This is a genomic window from Flavobacterium humidisoli (genome assembly GCF_023272795.1).
Lineage (GTDB): Bacteria > Bacteroidota > Bacteroidia > Flavobacteriales > Flavobacteriaceae > Flavobacterium > Flavobacterium humidisoli.
This window is the reverse complement of the sequence record NZ_CP096829.1, coordinates 620,904-635,191: the sequence shown is the minus strand read 5'-3', so window position 1 is coordinate 635,191 and position 14,288 is coordinate 620,904. Positions and strand designations below refer to the sequence as shown.

16 protein-coding genes are annotated in these 14,288 nt (G+C 33.5%); 10 read left to right on the top strand and 6 right to left on the bottom strand.

The features are described 5' to 3' along the window. Positions 1 to 245 precede the first annotated feature (245 nt). Together M0M44_RS03020 and M0M44_RS03015 are read left to right on the top strand one after the other, a co-directional pair. Positions 246 to 1,304, top strand: coding sequence for a helix-turn-helix domain-containing protein (locus M0M44_RS03020; protein WP_248728448.1), 1,059 nt, complete (start codon positions 246 to 248; stop codon positions 1,302 to 1,304). 114 nt (positions 1,305 to 1,418) lie between these two features. Further along, a complete protein-coding gene (locus M0M44_RS03015; protein WP_248728447.1) occupies positions 1,419 to 3,656 on the top strand; it encodes a TonB-dependent receptor domain-containing protein in 2,238 nt (745 codons plus the stop codon). A 338-nt stretch (positions 3,657 to 3,994) separates the two neighbouring features. On the opposite strand, the gene M0M44_RS03010 is transcribed toward M0M44_RS03015, so the two are convergent. Next, positions 3,995 to 5,254 carry an aspartate kinase gene (locus M0M44_RS03010; protein WP_248728446.1) on the bottom strand — a complete coding sequence of 420 codons (1,260 nt, stop codon included), beginning with the start codon at positions 5,252 to 5,254 and terminating at the stop codon, positions 3,995 to 3,997. A 141-nt stretch (positions 5,255 to 5,395) separates the two neighbouring features. Beyond that, positions 5,396 to 5,884, bottom strand: coding sequence for a GNAT family N-acetyltransferase (locus tag M0M44_RS03005; protein ID WP_248728445.1), 489 nt, complete (start codon positions 5,882 to 5,884; stop codon positions 5,396 to 5,398). Between the two features lie 171 nt (positions 5,885 to 6,055). On the opposite strand from M0M44_RS03005, the gene fbp reads away from it, so the two are divergent. Both fbp and M0M44_RS02995 read left to right on the top strand, forming a co-directional pair. Next, positions 6,056 to 7,063: a class 1 fructose-bisphosphatase gene (fbp, locus tag M0M44_RS03000; protein WP_248728444.1), complete on the top strand. Its 1,008-nt coding sequence runs from the start codon at positions 6,056 to 6,058 to the stop codon at positions 7,061 to 7,063. A gap of 196 nt (positions 7,064 to 7,259) precedes the next feature. Continuing rightward, positions 7,260 to 7,673, top strand: a complete 414-nt coding sequence (locus M0M44_RS02995; RefSeq protein WP_248728443.1) for a hypothetical protein — start codon at positions 7,260 to 7,262, stop codon at positions 7,671 to 7,673. Positions 7,674 to 7,792: 119 nt separating this feature from the next. Here M0M44_RS02995 and M0M44_RS02990 read toward each other — a convergent pair whose 3' ends face one another. Beyond that, on the bottom strand, positions 7,793 to 8,224 hold the full coding sequence (locus M0M44_RS02990) for a TerB family tellurite resistance protein (protein WP_095928262.1): 432 nt from the start codon (positions 8,222 to 8,224) through the stop codon (positions 7,793 to 7,795). 168 nt (positions 8,225 to 8,392) lie between these two features. On the opposite strand from M0M44_RS02990, the gene M0M44_RS02985 reads away from it, so the two are divergent. The 5 genes from M0M44_RS02985 to M0M44_RS02965 all read left to right on the top strand — a co-directional run bounded on the left by M0M44_RS02985 (position 8,393) and on the right by M0M44_RS02965 (position 11,792). Beyond that, positions 8,393 to 8,986, top strand: coding sequence for a HupE/UreJ family protein (locus tag M0M44_RS02985; protein WP_248728442.1), 594 nt, complete (start codon positions 8,393 to 8,395; stop codon positions 8,984 to 8,986). A gap of 5 nt (positions 8,987 to 8,991) precedes the next feature. Continuing rightward, the gene (locus tag M0M44_RS02980) at positions 8,992 to 9,423 is read left to right on the top strand and encodes a deoxycytidylate deaminase (RefSeq protein WP_248728441.1); all 432 of its coding nucleotides are present in this window, start codon (positions 8,992 to 8,994) and stop codon (positions 9,421 to 9,423) included. Further along, entirely contained in the window at positions 9,423 to 11,000 is a 1,578-nt protein-coding gene (locus tag M0M44_RS02975) for a S41 family peptidase (RefSeq protein WP_248728440.1), read from the top strand. Before M0M44_RS02980 ends, M0M44_RS02975 begins: the two co-directional genes overlap by 1 nt. Positions 11,001 to 11,016: 16 nt before the next feature. Then, positions 11,017 to 11,382 carry a nuclear transport factor 2 family protein gene (locus tag M0M44_RS02970; RefSeq protein WP_248728439.1) on the top strand — a complete coding sequence of 122 codons (366 nt, stop codon included), beginning with the start codon at positions 11,017 to 11,019 and terminating at the stop codon, positions 11,380 to 11,382. Between the two features lie 92 nt (positions 11,383 to 11,474). Then, complete coding sequence (locus M0M44_RS02965; RefSeq protein WP_248728438.1) at positions 11,475 to 11,792, top strand: hypothetical protein; 318 nt, start codon at positions 11,475 to 11,477, stop codon at positions 11,790 to 11,792. A gap of 104 nt (positions 11,793 to 11,896) precedes the next feature. Here M0M44_RS02965 and M0M44_RS02960 read toward each other — a convergent pair whose 3' ends face one another. From M0M44_RS02960 to M0M44_RS02950, 3 genes are all read right to left on the bottom strand, one after another. Continuing rightward, the gene (locus M0M44_RS02960) at positions 11,897 to 12,502 is read right to left on the bottom strand and encodes an FAD-dependent oxidoreductase (RefSeq protein ID WP_248729978.1); all 606 of its coding nucleotides are present in this window, start codon (positions 12,500 to 12,502) and stop codon (positions 11,897 to 11,899) included. A 1-nt stretch (position 12,503) separates the two neighbouring features. Then, the gene (locus M0M44_RS02955) at positions 12,504 to 12,707 is read right to left on the bottom strand and encodes a hypothetical protein (RefSeq protein WP_008465053.1); all 204 of its coding nucleotides are present in this window, start codon (positions 12,705 to 12,707) and stop codon (positions 12,504 to 12,506) included. 108 nt (positions 12,708 to 12,815) lie between these two features. Beyond that, entirely contained in the window at positions 12,816 to 13,394 is a 579-nt protein-coding gene (locus M0M44_RS02950; protein ID WP_008465051.1) for a MarC family protein, read from the bottom strand. A gap of 320 nt (positions 13,395 to 13,714) precedes the next feature. On the opposite strand from M0M44_RS02950, the gene M0M44_RS02945 reads away from it, so the two are divergent. After that, the gene (locus tag M0M44_RS02945; RefSeq protein ID WP_248728437.1) at positions 13,715 to 14,284 is read left to right on the top strand and encodes a DUF3109 family protein; all 570 of its coding nucleotides are present in this window, start codon (positions 13,715 to 13,717) and stop codon (positions 14,282 to 14,284) included. The last annotated feature ends 4 nt before the right edge of the window (positions 14,285 to 14,288 follow it).

The following is a 14,288-nucleotide window of genomic DNA, read 5'->3' as shown; positions in this document are numbered from 1 at the left end:
AGTATTTATAATTGGGAATTTTGGTTTAGTATATTTTAGATTTATTAATCGGCAGCGAAGGTTATTTTCCGTATTTAATAAAAGCTAAAACGAGTCCGGATCATTTTCCCATTCGTTTTTCATTTCTTCGCTTGGGTCGTTAAAGTCTTTCATTATTTTTGGTATTATTTAGCTATTATAAAGTTAATTGATTTCCATTTAAAAATAATATTTTAGCTTTGCTAAGTATATAACTAACTTAAATTATGGATACTAGCAAAGAACTCTTGTTCTTTTTCAGTGCTTTAGGAGTTTTCAACGGAATTATTCTCGGTGTTTATTTCTTTTTTTTTACCAAGAAAAAATACTTGACGAATTATTTTCTAGGCGCGCTTTTGTTTGCATTAAGTATCCGGATCGGAAAATCTGTATTTGTTTATTTTCATCCCGAACTTCCAAAAATGTATCTGCAGTTTGGCCTTACAGCTTGTTTCTTTATCGGGCCTTTTTTGTATTATTTCATCAAATCGGCAGTTGAAGAAGTGCATAGAATGCCCACATCATGGAAATTTACATTGGTATTTTGGGGAATTTTAATCGTTGCGGTTGGCATTTTATATCCTTACGAAGCGTATCCAGAACTTTGGAGAGGTTATTTGATTAGAATTATCTATTTCCAATGGTTTGTATACATTACTTTTGCTGGTTTTGAACTTCGTGGCGTTTTGAAAAAAATCCTCAGGAGAAAAGAAAAAACGACTCCAGCCGAAATGTGGTTCGGAATGCTTTTTTTAGGTAATTTTCTTTTGTTTCTATTTTATTTTCTATCCATTATGGGAGCGCCAGGAGCTACATATATAAGTGGAGCAGTAGTTTTTTCATTCATTTTATATTTAGGAATTTCGATTCTTTTGTATCGAAAAAAAACAGACGATTTGTTTTTATTGAATGGAAAGATTTTGAATAAAAAAATAGAATCAGCAGATGCATTAATGTGGTCAGAAAAACTGGAGAACGCCATGTTTGAAAAAAGTTTATATAAAAATCCAAACTTAACGCTTCAAGATTTATCTCAAGAAATTAATATCTCAAGCCATCAATTATCGCAGTTTCTGAATAATAATCTAGGAAAGAATTTTACCAGTTACGTAAACGAATTCAGAATCAACGAAGCGTGTAAAATTATCACTTCTTCAGATAAATTGACATTAGAATCTGTGGGCTACGATGTTGGATTTAATTCTAAATCAACCTTTTTCGCAGCATTCAAAAAGCATACGGGAACAACTCCGCTCAACTATCAGCTTCAGGCTTTACAATCCTAATTGAGTATCAATTTATAAATTCGTACTCCTGATTTCGCTTTTTGGAATCTCATTCATTGATTTTCGGATGACTTTTGTTTCAAATAAAAGTCAAACTGTTAATTGTTAAAGTTTATGAGATTTCTAAATTTGGTTATCCTTTATGTTTTTCTTCTGATTTTTTCATCAATAGAAATAAAAGCGCAACGCATAAAAAAAAATGCAGATAAAAGTTATTATAGTGATGATGTACTCTATGGAAGGTTGTTAAAGTTTGCTCAAGATACTGTAATTATTAAAGAGAAAGAGCACAACGAGCTAAATGAAGTGGTTATAAAAAGCCAACCGGTATTGTTAAAATACGGGGCAAACGGCAATATTGATGTCAATGTAAACGGAACTGTTCTGGCAACAAGCAGTTCGGTAAACGAATTGTTAGGAAGAGTGCCCAATGTTGTGGTTGCCGACGGAGAAATTAGCGTTGTAGGAAAAGGGGAAGCCATAATTTATCTCAACGGAGTTTTGATTAATTATGAACGCTTTGCTGCAATTCCTGTTTCGCAAATTCAAAAGATTGAAGTCATTTCTAATCCTTCTGCGAGATACGATGCCGAAGGAAAAGCGGTTATTAATATTATTACCAAGCAAAACATCGAAAGCGGTGTAACGGGAACCGTCAATCAGCATGTGACCGTTTCTAAATTTGGAGGAACAATTTATAATACGCTTGTTGATTTTAATTATTCGAAAGGGAAATTTTCGTTTGTAACCAATTACGGTTTGCAGTTAGGAAGAAACCGCGAGTTGCTCTACACCACAAGAACACGCCCTGATCCTGATGATTTTATGAAATCTGAATTGACAACCGACTGGAAAAGAAGATTTAATAATTATTCTAATTTCGGATTTGGACTTCAATATAGTTTTTCTTCAAATAATTACATTTCATTGGCTTATAGCGGAAATGTAAATGATCTTGGCGGAATTACTGAAAGCAGGAACTCGATAACCAATAATTCAGGAAATAGTTTTTATGCCACAGATGTTGACCGAAACGATGTTTTGTTAAATCAGTTTATCAATTTGAATTATAATTGGACAACGGCTAAAGGCTCTACATTGTTTCTAGGATCACAATTTTCAAATTATAATCAAACTATAAGAGATTTTATTGACGAAAATGGCTTGATCGAAGAAACAGATTCTGAAAGGTATTTAAAGAATAATGTGGGAAGCCGGATCAATATAATTGCAGTTCAAGCTGATTATTCGAAGAAAATAAATGAAAAAGCAAAACTAGAAATAGGAGCGAAGTTTAGCCACGCTACAATAAATTCAGGAACAGATTTCTTGATTTCTGATGATGAAATAAATTTTGAGCTGGATGACGAACTTTCGAGCGATTTTGAATACAGTGAAAAAATCGCTGCAGCTTACTTTAATTATATCGGGAAATTGAACGATAAAATCAATTTTTCTCTTGGCGTAAGAGGCGAAAAAACAAATTATAATTTATTTACAAATGCCAACGGAATTCAGAAATTTGATAAATCCTATGGTAATTTTTTTCCCAATGCACTTTTAAACTTTAATCTTTTAGAAGATTGGAAAGCGCATTTCTCCTATGTTTCCAGAATTACAAGACCTAGATATCAGGCTTTAAATCCGTATGTGATTTATCAGGATCCCTTTACTACGATTGAAGGAAATCCGAATTTGCTTCCAGAAAAAACACACGCTTTTGAAATCGGGACGATGTACAAAAAAATCGATTTTAAAGTTGGCTACACTTATAAAATAGATCCGATTTCTGCTGCGGCTTTACGCGGAGATACGCCAAACAGCTATATTTTAAGAGCACTAAATCTAGAAAAAGGGCATACTTTTTTTACTTCGCTATCCAGATCTTTCAATGTCAAATGGTGGAATTCGGTTAATACAGCAAGCATTACCTGGCAGAAATCGGTAGACAATTATTATGCATTTGCTTTTAGTCCCGTAGAGCCTCAAATTTATTTATATACTAATAATACATTTACTATTCCTAATTTTTTTAAACTGCAGCTTTTGGCTTGGTATTTAAGTGATCGAAGTTATGGATTGGGAAGCGAAAATGGCCGTTCGACAGTCACTTTAGGAATAGAGAGAAACTTTTTTAAAGATGCTTTAAAACTCAATTTTACAGCAAACGACATCTTTCATAAGTTTATGGTTTCTGGCGATTATAATGTAGGGCAAACCCAAATTTATTATCACCGAACCTATAGCACTGATTATTTTAAATTAATTGCAACGTATAGTTTTGGAGATTCAAAAAAGACCACTTATAAAAAATCGGAAGTTGAGCAGTCGGAGAATAATAGAGCGAGGTAAATAATTAATTTTTTCTCCTTTTCAGTTGTGTATAGGTAATGAGAATAGCGACTGTAGAAAGAAAAGGACCAATCACTAATCTAAAATCGGAGTAAGAAATGTCTTTAATGTCCTTCGCAAGCAACGGACTTAAAGATATACTGATGTACAATAAACCAAGGATAATGAAAACTAATAAAAAGCTCTTTTTGCTCATTTTAAGTTCTTTAGAAAGAAAGTAAATATAATCAAAAAACAGATGAACGAAGAAAATTCTTTCGAAATAAAAAAGGCTCCACAATGAAGTGAAGCCTTTTCAATAATTTTTGAATTAAATAATTACCTTTTATAAAGCAATATTAGATTAATTCTTTCGTCACAATCTGCATGGTTTCGCGGCTAACTTGTTTCAATAAAACTTCTTTATTCGCTTCAACCGTCTGGGCAGCTTCTTCTGTAAAGTGACGAATGGTATATAAGGTTACATTTTCGCTGTATTCTACTTTGAATTTTTTAGAAAGAATCGCATTCAATTCTGGGAAATTTCCAAATTTATCTTCTACACAAACAGAGAAACTAATGGCAGAGTTCTGAATTAAGTTTACTTTGATTTTGAATTCGTGGAATAAACCGAAAATCTCACTGATGTTTTCTTCCATAATAAAAGAAAAATCAATTGATGAAAGCGAAATTAAAAGCTGTTCTCTTTTTACGATAAAACATGGATATTGTGGTTCCAAATCAACTCCTTTAGAAACACAAGTTCCTTTTAATAACGGATTGATAAACGATTTTACGTATAATGGAATTTCTTTTTTCTGTAACGGCTGTAATGTTTTTGGGTGAATAACCGTTGCTCCGTAAAATGCCAATTCGATAGCTTCACGGTACGAAATCTGGTTTAACAAACTTGCGTTTTCAAAATAACGCGGATCGGCATTCATAACTCCAGGAACATCTTTCCAGATCGTTACACTTTCAGCATTTAAGCAATAAGCAAAAATTCCAGCAGTATAATCAGAACCTTCACGGCCAAGAGTTGTAGTAAAGTTATTTTCGTCGGCACCTAAAAATCCTTGTGTAATATTTAATTGTTTTCTAGGTACATTTTTGCTGATGTTTTGCTGCGTAGTTTCCCAATCAACTTCTGCATCTCTGTAGTTTGCATTCGTTTTGATAAAATTACGAACGTCAAGCCATTGCGTCTGAATTCCCATGAAATTCATAAAATGACTTAAAATATTAGTCGAAATCAACTCACCAAAACTTACAACCTGATCGTAAACAAAGTTGTAATTTGGAGATTTATTATGTGCTAAGAAATATTCTAGTTCAGCAAACTGTGCATTTACAGCTGCAAAAACGGCATGATTTTCATCTTCAAACAAATCCAATAAGATCTGATTATGATATTTTTTGATTTCCTGAACAGAAGAATTCAATTCTGTCGATTTTTCAAAGTAATTCTTGATTACCACTTCAAGAGCATTTGTTGTTTTTCCCATAGCCGAAACTACAAGAATTACATCTTCGTAACCTACTTTTTGTAAAACGTCGTATACGTTTTTAATTCCATCTGCATCTTTTACCGATGCTCCTCCAAATTTAAATACTCTCATTTTTAATTAATAGATTTTAGATTTTAGATTTCAGATTCAAATCGAAACCTAGTATTTTGTTTTTCTGTTACCGCCGATAACTATCCCGATAAAATGATTTACACAGATTTTAAATCCTCATAATCTGTAGCAAACTATGTTTTATAATTTTTCTAAGAACGAATTAACGCCTGCTTCATCCATTTGAACCACTTGCCAGTCTTCTAGAATTTTGGCGCCAGAATTCTTGTAAAAATTAACTGCTGGTGTATTCCATGCCAAAACATTCCACTCTACTCTTCTAACATTATCTCTTTTTCCTTGTTTCATGATTTCGGCATAAAGAGCAGAACCTAAACCTGTCCCACGCATCTTTTCTTTTACAATCAAATCTTCGAGATGAATGGTCTTTCCTTTCCAGGTAGAATAGCGATAATAATACAATGCAATTCCAACAATTTCTTTCTGTTTTTCTTCGTTTTCGATTTCTGCTACAAAAACGTGAAATAATGGCTTTTCACCAAAACCATCGCGTATTAAATCTTCCTCAGTAATGACAACCGCATCAGGCTCTTTTTCGAATATAGCCAGCTCCTGAATAAGCTCTAACACCGATTTCATGTCTTCAGGATTTCCTTTTCTAATATTCATGTATTCGTATTTTTAGGTATTTATTATCTAAAAAAGCTTCATTTTATTGGTCGCTTTTTGCAGATTATTAGCAAATATACAATAGTAACAAACTAACAAAATAATTTTTAAATCATTCTCACAAAATAGACGATATTTGTGACTTAAAAATAAAACTATAACGATTTAGCAATGGAAGAACGCAATAAAACACTGGGAGAGTTTATTATTGAGCACCAAAAAGCATTTCAGTATTCGTCGGGAGAACTTTCCCGAATTATTAACTCGATTCGTTTGGCAGCAAAGGTTGTCAATCATAAAGTTAATCAAGCAGGTTTAGTAGACATTATTGGCGCCGCTGGCGAGCAGAATGTTCAAGGAGAAGACCAGCAAAAATTAGATGTCTATGCAAACGAAGTATTTATCCAGACGTTAATAAACCGTGAGATTGTCTGTGGTATTGCTTCTGAAGAAAACGACGATTTTATTACAGTTCAGGGGAGCGACAACTGTCATAATAATAAGTACGTGATCTTAATGGATCCGCTTGACGGATCTTCAAACATTGATGTAAATGTTTCTGTGGGAACTATTTTTTCTGTTTTCAGAAGAATTACTCCAATAGGAACCCCGGTAACTAGCGAGGATTTTTTACAGCCGGGAATCAATCAAGTTGCAGCAGGCTATGTAATTTATGGAACTTCTACAATGCTTGTTTATACAACTGGACATGGGGTGAATGGTTTTACACTAAATCCTGCGATTGGTACATTTTACCTTTCGCACCCAAACATGAGATTTCCAAAAAATGGAAATATTTACTCGGTAAACGAGGGGAATTATGTTCATTTTCCGCAGGGCGTAAAAAATTACATTAAATACTGCCAGCGTGAAGAAGAAGACAGACCGTACACTTCGAGATACATCGGCAGTTTGGTAGCCGATTTTCATCGAAATATGATTAAAGGCGGTGTCTACATTTATCCAACAAGTTCAAAAGCACCAAAAGGGAAATTACGTTTGTTATATGAATGTAATCCGATGGCGTTTTTAGCAGAACAAGCAGGAGGAAAAGCAACAGATGGTTTTGGAAGAATTATGGAAATCCAACCGACAGAACTGCATCAAAGAGTGCCTTTCTTTTGCGGAAGCTATAATATGGTAGAAAAAGCAGAGGAATTTATGGCTGAGGCGAATTAAGTTTAAAGTCTCGGCTTTCATATAACATTAAAAATAAAGCCGGTAGTTTAAAAAGCTATCGGTTTTTTTGACATAAAGACGCAACCATTTTTAGTTTCAGCAATCTTTAAAAAGAACCAGGTGTTTATGAGAAATTATGGACTAATTTTTTATTCGAATGCCTTTAAAACTAATCAAACCTAAAAAGTAAATTGTTATGAAAAAAAAAGTATTGATGATTCTGCTCGGAATGTTTTCTGTTTTGTTTGTTTCTTGTAGCAGCGATGAGGTTAAAGAACAGGTAGCGGGAACCAGCGAGGATCAAATTAAACTTTCAAAAAAAGAAGCCACTTTTAGTGCGGAGCCAAACACGATTACGATTACAACAGGCGAGTCAGGATGGCGGGTAAATGGTTTTGCACTAGATAAAGTAAAAGTGGATACTGGAACGGTAAATTTGCTTGCAGAAAGTTTTGTTTTTAAAAATGACGATTTTGAAGTAGAAAAGAAAAATAAAAACACACTAGTTATTACAATGCATAAAAATACAACGGCTAAAGATCGATTGCTTACTATAGGTCTTCAAGCAGGAAATTATGTTGAAGATATAAGAATTACACAATCAAAATAGAGCATAAAAACAACAAACCCGACAATTTTTGATAACTGTCGGGTTTGTAATTTAATGCGAGTTTTAATTTTTTTCGGAATCAAGAGTAGCTGTACACTGCGCCCGAAAACTGAAAACTATTATTTATGCATGTGTTGCATTTCGTAGATAAAAGTATCTGCATCGACTTTTTTGTCAACCAAAGACAATGCTTTTGCAATAATATAATCTACGTTGCTTGGTGTAAACCCAAGGGCAACACTTATCTTTTTTAGAAGCACTTCTTGTTTGTCTTCAAGATGATGATCAACATGCACCATTCTTGTTAAATCGTATAAACGCTCTAAACGCTGAACATAAGAATACGGTGGATTAATAGGATATTTTAATGGATCGCTAAGAATTTCTTCGTATTCCGATTCTGTAATTTCTAAACGAGAAGCAAGTTTGTCTAAAAAGGCTTTTTCTTCTGGATATACAACTCCATCTGCTAAAGCTACGCGAACAATAGCAGAAAAGTGTCCTTTGTTTCTTTGCTTGAATTCGCTATCAAATAATTCTGAAAATGACATAATTATAAAAGTTTTATTATAACAAATATAATCCTATTTTTAAATTATTGATTTTAAATTTCTCCTAAAATTTAACTTTTCTTTATTGAAGGATTTGATATCTTGAATCTTTAGTTTGAAAATTAATCGTAAGTTTACAACCCCTAATTATTTAATTGCAATATACCTATGTCACAATTTTGGATTTATTTTCAAATAGGATTAAAACACGTTTTAGATATCAATGCTTACGATCACGTTCTTTTTTTAATCGCCTTAACCGTCTCGTATCTATTTAAAGATTGGAAAAGAATTTTTTTACTGGTTTCTCTTTTTACAATTGGTCATACTCTGGCTTTAGTTCTTTCCGTTTACGGAATAATTGCCATAAAAGTAGATGTTGTAGAATTCCTGATTCCGATTACAATTTTGGTAACCGCTCTTTATCATTTATTTACGGCTGGAAAGACCTCAAAAAATGATGGCGTAAATCTAGTATTTTTCATAACTTTATTCTTTGGAATTATTCATGGCTTAGGTTTTTCTAATTATTTCAAAACAATATTAGGAGGTTCTGCAACCTCAAAATTGTTACCTTTGGGAGAGTTTGCCCTAGGAATAGAAGCTGCTCAGTTGGTGGTAGTTTTTGTTGTGTTGGTAATTTCATATATAGTGCAGACTGTTTTCCGTTTTTCAAAACGTGACTGGGCACTTGTAATGTCGGCTTTTATTATTGGAGTTGTAATTCCGATGATTATTGAAAGCCCAATTTGGAACAGATAAATTAAATGGAAGTAAAAAAACGGAATAAATACGATAAAGCATATCTGCGAATTGCAAAAGAGTGGAGCCTGCTTTCTTATTGTAAACGTAAACAAGTCGGTGCTATTATTGTAAAAGACAGAATGATTATTTCTGATGGTTATAATGGAACACCTTCTGGATTTGAAAATTGCTGCGAAGACGAAGACGGATTAACACGCTGGGATGTTTTACATGCCGAAGCAAATGCAATCCTGAAAGTAGCTAGATCAACGCAGTCTTGCGAAGGCGCAACATTGTATATCACGCTTTCGCCTTGCAAAGAATGCAGTAAATTAATACATCAGTCGGGAATAAAAAGAGTGGTGTACAAAGATGGATATCGTGATGATTCAGGAATTCAATTTTTAATAAAAGCAGGCGTAGAAGTAGAACATATTCCTGTTTTAGAAGAGTAATGAAATTTAACTCAAAATATTTGCCAATAGTAATTGGAGCAACTTTTGCTCTTGGAACCATTGCCGGAAGCCTGATGAATGCTCCCGCAAGCGATCAGCTTTTGGCTAAAAATTACTCTAAAACCAAACTAAATAAGCTTATTGATTTTATTAACACAGAATATGTTGATAGCGTCAATACCGATTCGATTGTAAATCTTACGGTCGATAATATTCTTTCCAAATTAGATCCGCATTCGGTTTATATTCCGCCAAGCGAACAAGCTGAGGTCGCTGAAAGCATGAAAGGTGATTTCGTGGGAATCGGAATTAATTTTTATATGTATAAAGATTCGGTTGCCATTATAAAACCAGTCGAAAACGGGCCTTCGGCAAAAGCGGGAATAAAATCGGGAGATCGTATTTTATTTGCAGGAAAAACTAAATTATATGGTAGAAAACTGCCTTCAGATAGTTTGTTTTCTAAATTAAAAGGTCTTCAAGGTTCAGAAATCGAGCTGACTGTTTTTAGAAAATCAGAACAAAAGAAACTTAAGTTTAAAGTTAAACGAGACATTATTCCAATTAAAAGTGTAGATGCATCTTTACTAATTGGAAATAGTGTAGGTTATATCAAAATTAACCGTTTTGCTGAAACTACATTCAATGAGTTTAAAACGGGTTTAACGAGATTAAAACAAAAAGGAATTCAATCGCTTGTAGTCGACCTTCGTGATAATGGAGGAGGTTATATGGAAGAAGCAATTGCCATTGCAGACGAATTCTTAAAAGACAAACAATTGATTGTTTTTACGAAAAGCAAAAATGGCTCTACTGAAAAGACATACGCTACAAAATCAGGAAGTTTTGAAACGGGAAAAGTCTATGTTTTAATTAATGAAAATAGCGCTTCTGCAAGTGAAATTTTGGCTGGAGCAATTCAAGATAATGACCGCGGAACAATTGTTGGACGCCGTTCTTTCGGAAAAGGTCTAGTTCAAAGAGAAATGGATTTTAACGATGGCTCTGCCGTGAGATTGACAGTGGCGCGTTATTATACGCCAACCGGAAGATCAATTCAGAAACCATATAAAAAAGGAAACGAAGAATATTTTAAAGAATCTGAATCTAGAATTGCTACTGGAGAATTTTATGCAAAAGACAGCATAAAAGTGGCAGATTCCTTAAAATTCAAAACACCGAAAGGTAAAATAGTGTACGGCGGTGGCGGAATTGTTCCAGATGTTTTTGTTCCTTTAGAAGCAGAGCACGGGAATGAAAATGTTGCTTATTTGCTGCAGACGGGAATTGTTGGCCATTTTGTTTTTGAAGAATTAGATAAAAATAGAAATGCTTTTGCAGGGGATAGTTTTACTGATTTTTTAGCTAAAATGAAAAACTCAGATTTGTATTTCAAAAAATTCAAGAATTATATCTTGATGACGGGTCTGGATTTAAAAATGGATAAAACAAAAGCACTTGTCAACCGTCATATTACGGCTGAATTTGCCCGACAGCTTTATGGAGAATTGTACTATTATGATGTGATCTTAAAAGAAGATGCCATGATAAATACAATTCTGACTCCGAAGAAATAACTTCAATCTTTATATCATGAAAATAGAAACCGTTGTTAATGCAGAAATCGAACTTTTAACTGCTATTAAAAAATCGGATGTTTTGGCTTTGGAAACCATCCTTCATGATGATTTATTATTCAACATGCCAGATGGACAAACTATCACTAAAGATTTAGATTTACAGACATATCGTTCTGGAAAGATTAAAATTGATTCTTTGGAAGGTTCTGATCAAATTGTTAACATAATTGGTGATTCGGCTGTAGTTACTGTTACAATTGCTTTAAATGGAACTTATGATAACACCCCGATTAATGGAGTTTTCAAATACATAAGAGTTTGGAAAAAAATAGGGAAAAATCTAAAAGTTATTGCAGGAAGCTGCGTTCAGTTGGCATAAAGTTTGGAGCTGGAAAAATAATATTAACTTAAAATAAAACTTAGCAAACATCGCGGTTTCTATTGCGTTCTTTGTGGTTAAAATCTTAAAACATGAAAAATTTAAAAAGAATAAGTTTGCTGGCAATTTTAATGGCTTTTGTAATTTCTTGTAAAACGATGAAAAATGATCCTAATGCTGCAGTTTCTGGAAAAGTAGATTCTATTGAGGCAGGAAAAGACGGTTACACAGCAAAAATTACTACAGATGCCAAAGAAGTTTATTTTGCTACAATTAGTATTGTAAATGTTGGCGGACCTCAAAACTACAAGCAATTAAAAATTGGAGACGTAGTATCTGTAAAAGGTGAAAAATGGAAAAGTGAAGACGAAAATCATATCAAAGTAACCGAAATCGTATCGGTTAAATAAAAAGATAAACCATATAAGTTATATAAGTTCATTTAATATCGATGCACAAGGCATTATATTTTACTTATATAACTTATATGGTTTAATATTTTGGTAAATGTTTTTTATCGAATACTATCGTGCGCGTGAGTTTGCGTGCCGTTATTCCATAAAGTAAGAATATCTGTTGCTACAGCAGCGCCACTTCCGGCCGCAATGGCCAATTGACTTCTCCAGCCCGCTAAAGTCCCAATTACATAAATGCCATCAGCCACTTTATGGTCGTCATTTTTAAGCTGAATACGCTGTTTTTCTGGAAGCGCTTTTTTGTGAGGTTCAACAAATTGTATTAAACCTTCAATGTCGAAAGTATTGGCAGAACCAATTCCGACCACGATATTTTTTGTTTGGTATGAATTTTTGTTGGTTACAACAGTAAATTCAGGATAACTGCCCTCAATTTTCATTACTTTTTCATTTGGAATCTGAGTAATGTGCGGGTAAGTTCTAGCTAAATCCTGTGTGCTTTCGGTTAAAAGTTCAGAACCTAATTTTCCTGGTGTAATTCCGTAAGCGTTATAAAATATTGCTTCTTGTAAAGAAGAATTTTTCTGATGGGTAAAAATTCCGATTTTTTTATCAGTAACAAAGGTTTTGTTTTTTGCGGATCCTAAGACAAGAGCACATGACATTCCAGATACTCCTCCTCCGATAATTAAAACATCAAACATATTATCTGTTGTCATTCATTTTTTCTTCAATTCTTTTCGAAATTCTAAAAATCAAAAGAATCAAAACAGCGCAAAATGAAGCGGCGATCCCAATAAAAGCTACCATACTATCCCCCTGAAAAGGATTTTTAAAGTCTAATAGCGTAATATTAAAAACGATTAAAGCTAATGCTAAAAGCACTAAGATTGAAGTGAAAATTTTCATAAGGTTGTTTTGTTTTTGCCTAAAATAATAAAAGTAGAACTTTAATGAGGAAAATGCCTTAAAGTTGTATTTTAGAAATTTTACGGGGTAAATTTATAAAAATAAATTTTAGACAAACAAACCTTTAACATTAGCAGCGAATAATTTAACAGCAATTGCCAAAAGTATTACTCCAAATGTCTTGCGAACTACTCCAAGTCCGTTTTCTCCCAATAGATTTTCGATTTTTTTAGAAGATTTCAAGACGATGTAAACCAAGATGATATTTAGTACAATCGCGATGATGATATTAATGGTGTGAAATTGAGATCGAAGCGATAATAAAGTCGTCATTGTTCCTGCTCCAGCAATTAGCGGGAAAGCCAAAGGTACGATAGAGGCAGATCCTGGTTCTTCGTCGCGGTAGATTCTGATTCCTAAAATCATTTCTAAAGCCAGAAAGAATAAAACGAAGGATCCTGCAACGGCAAACGAGTGAACGTCAATGCCAATTAAGTTTAGTAAACCTTCTCCAACAAAAAGAAAAACAATCATAATAGCTCCGGCAACAATAGAAGCTTTTTCAGATTCGATGTGTCCAACCTTAGCTCTTAAATTCACAATAATCGGAATTGAACCAACAATATCAATTACGGCAAAAAGCACCATACTAACGGTAATGATTTCTTTAAAATCGATTTCTAACATATCGCTTTGATTTTTAGGGTTTAAAAAACTGCTGCAAAAGTAGTTAATAAAGTTAGGTGTTTTTTCGTTACAATGTATTTTTGTTGTAAAAACACGTTTTAATGGTTAAAAAAGTGATATTTGTAACAATTATTGTTTTTGCCGCAGAGTATCGCAAAGTTTTTTCGCAAAGATTCGCAAAGCTTAAATTGTGAAAAGACGAAAAACGGAATTATTCTTTTAAGATTTCTGTGAGAAACGGCTGCGAATGTTCGAGGTACATTTTTTATCTACTTTCTTTGACTATCTTTGCACTTTATAAATTAGAGTATTTTAATATCATGTTTCAGTTAGGTAAAACTATTATTTCAGAAGATATTCTGGAAAAAGAATTTGTGTGTAACTTGTCTGCTTGTAAAGGAGCTTGTTGTGTTGATGGAGATGCGGGGGCGCCTTTGAATGAGGCTGAAACTAAAATCTTAGAAGAAATTTATCCGAAAGTAAAACCTTTCTTGAGAAAAGAGGGGATTGATGCAATCGAAGCTCAAGGTACTTGGGTAAAAGGAACCGATGGTGATCTTGAAACACCGCTTATTGATAATAAAGATTGCGCTTACGTAATTTTTGACGGAAAAACTGCTCTTTGCGGAATTGAGCAAGCTTATAATCAAGGAATCGTTGACTGGAAAAAACCAGTCTCTTGTCATTTATATCCAATTCGTGTAAAAGACTTCACAGAATTTGCCGCGGTCAATTATGATAAATGGGACATCTGCGATGATGCTTGTTCGTTAGGTAAAGAGTTAGAAGTTCCAGTTTACAAATTTGTAAAAGAAGCGCTGATTAGACGCTTTGGCGAAGATTGGTATTTGGAGCTAGAAAAAGTAGCCGAAGAACTCAAAAATTCATAAAAAT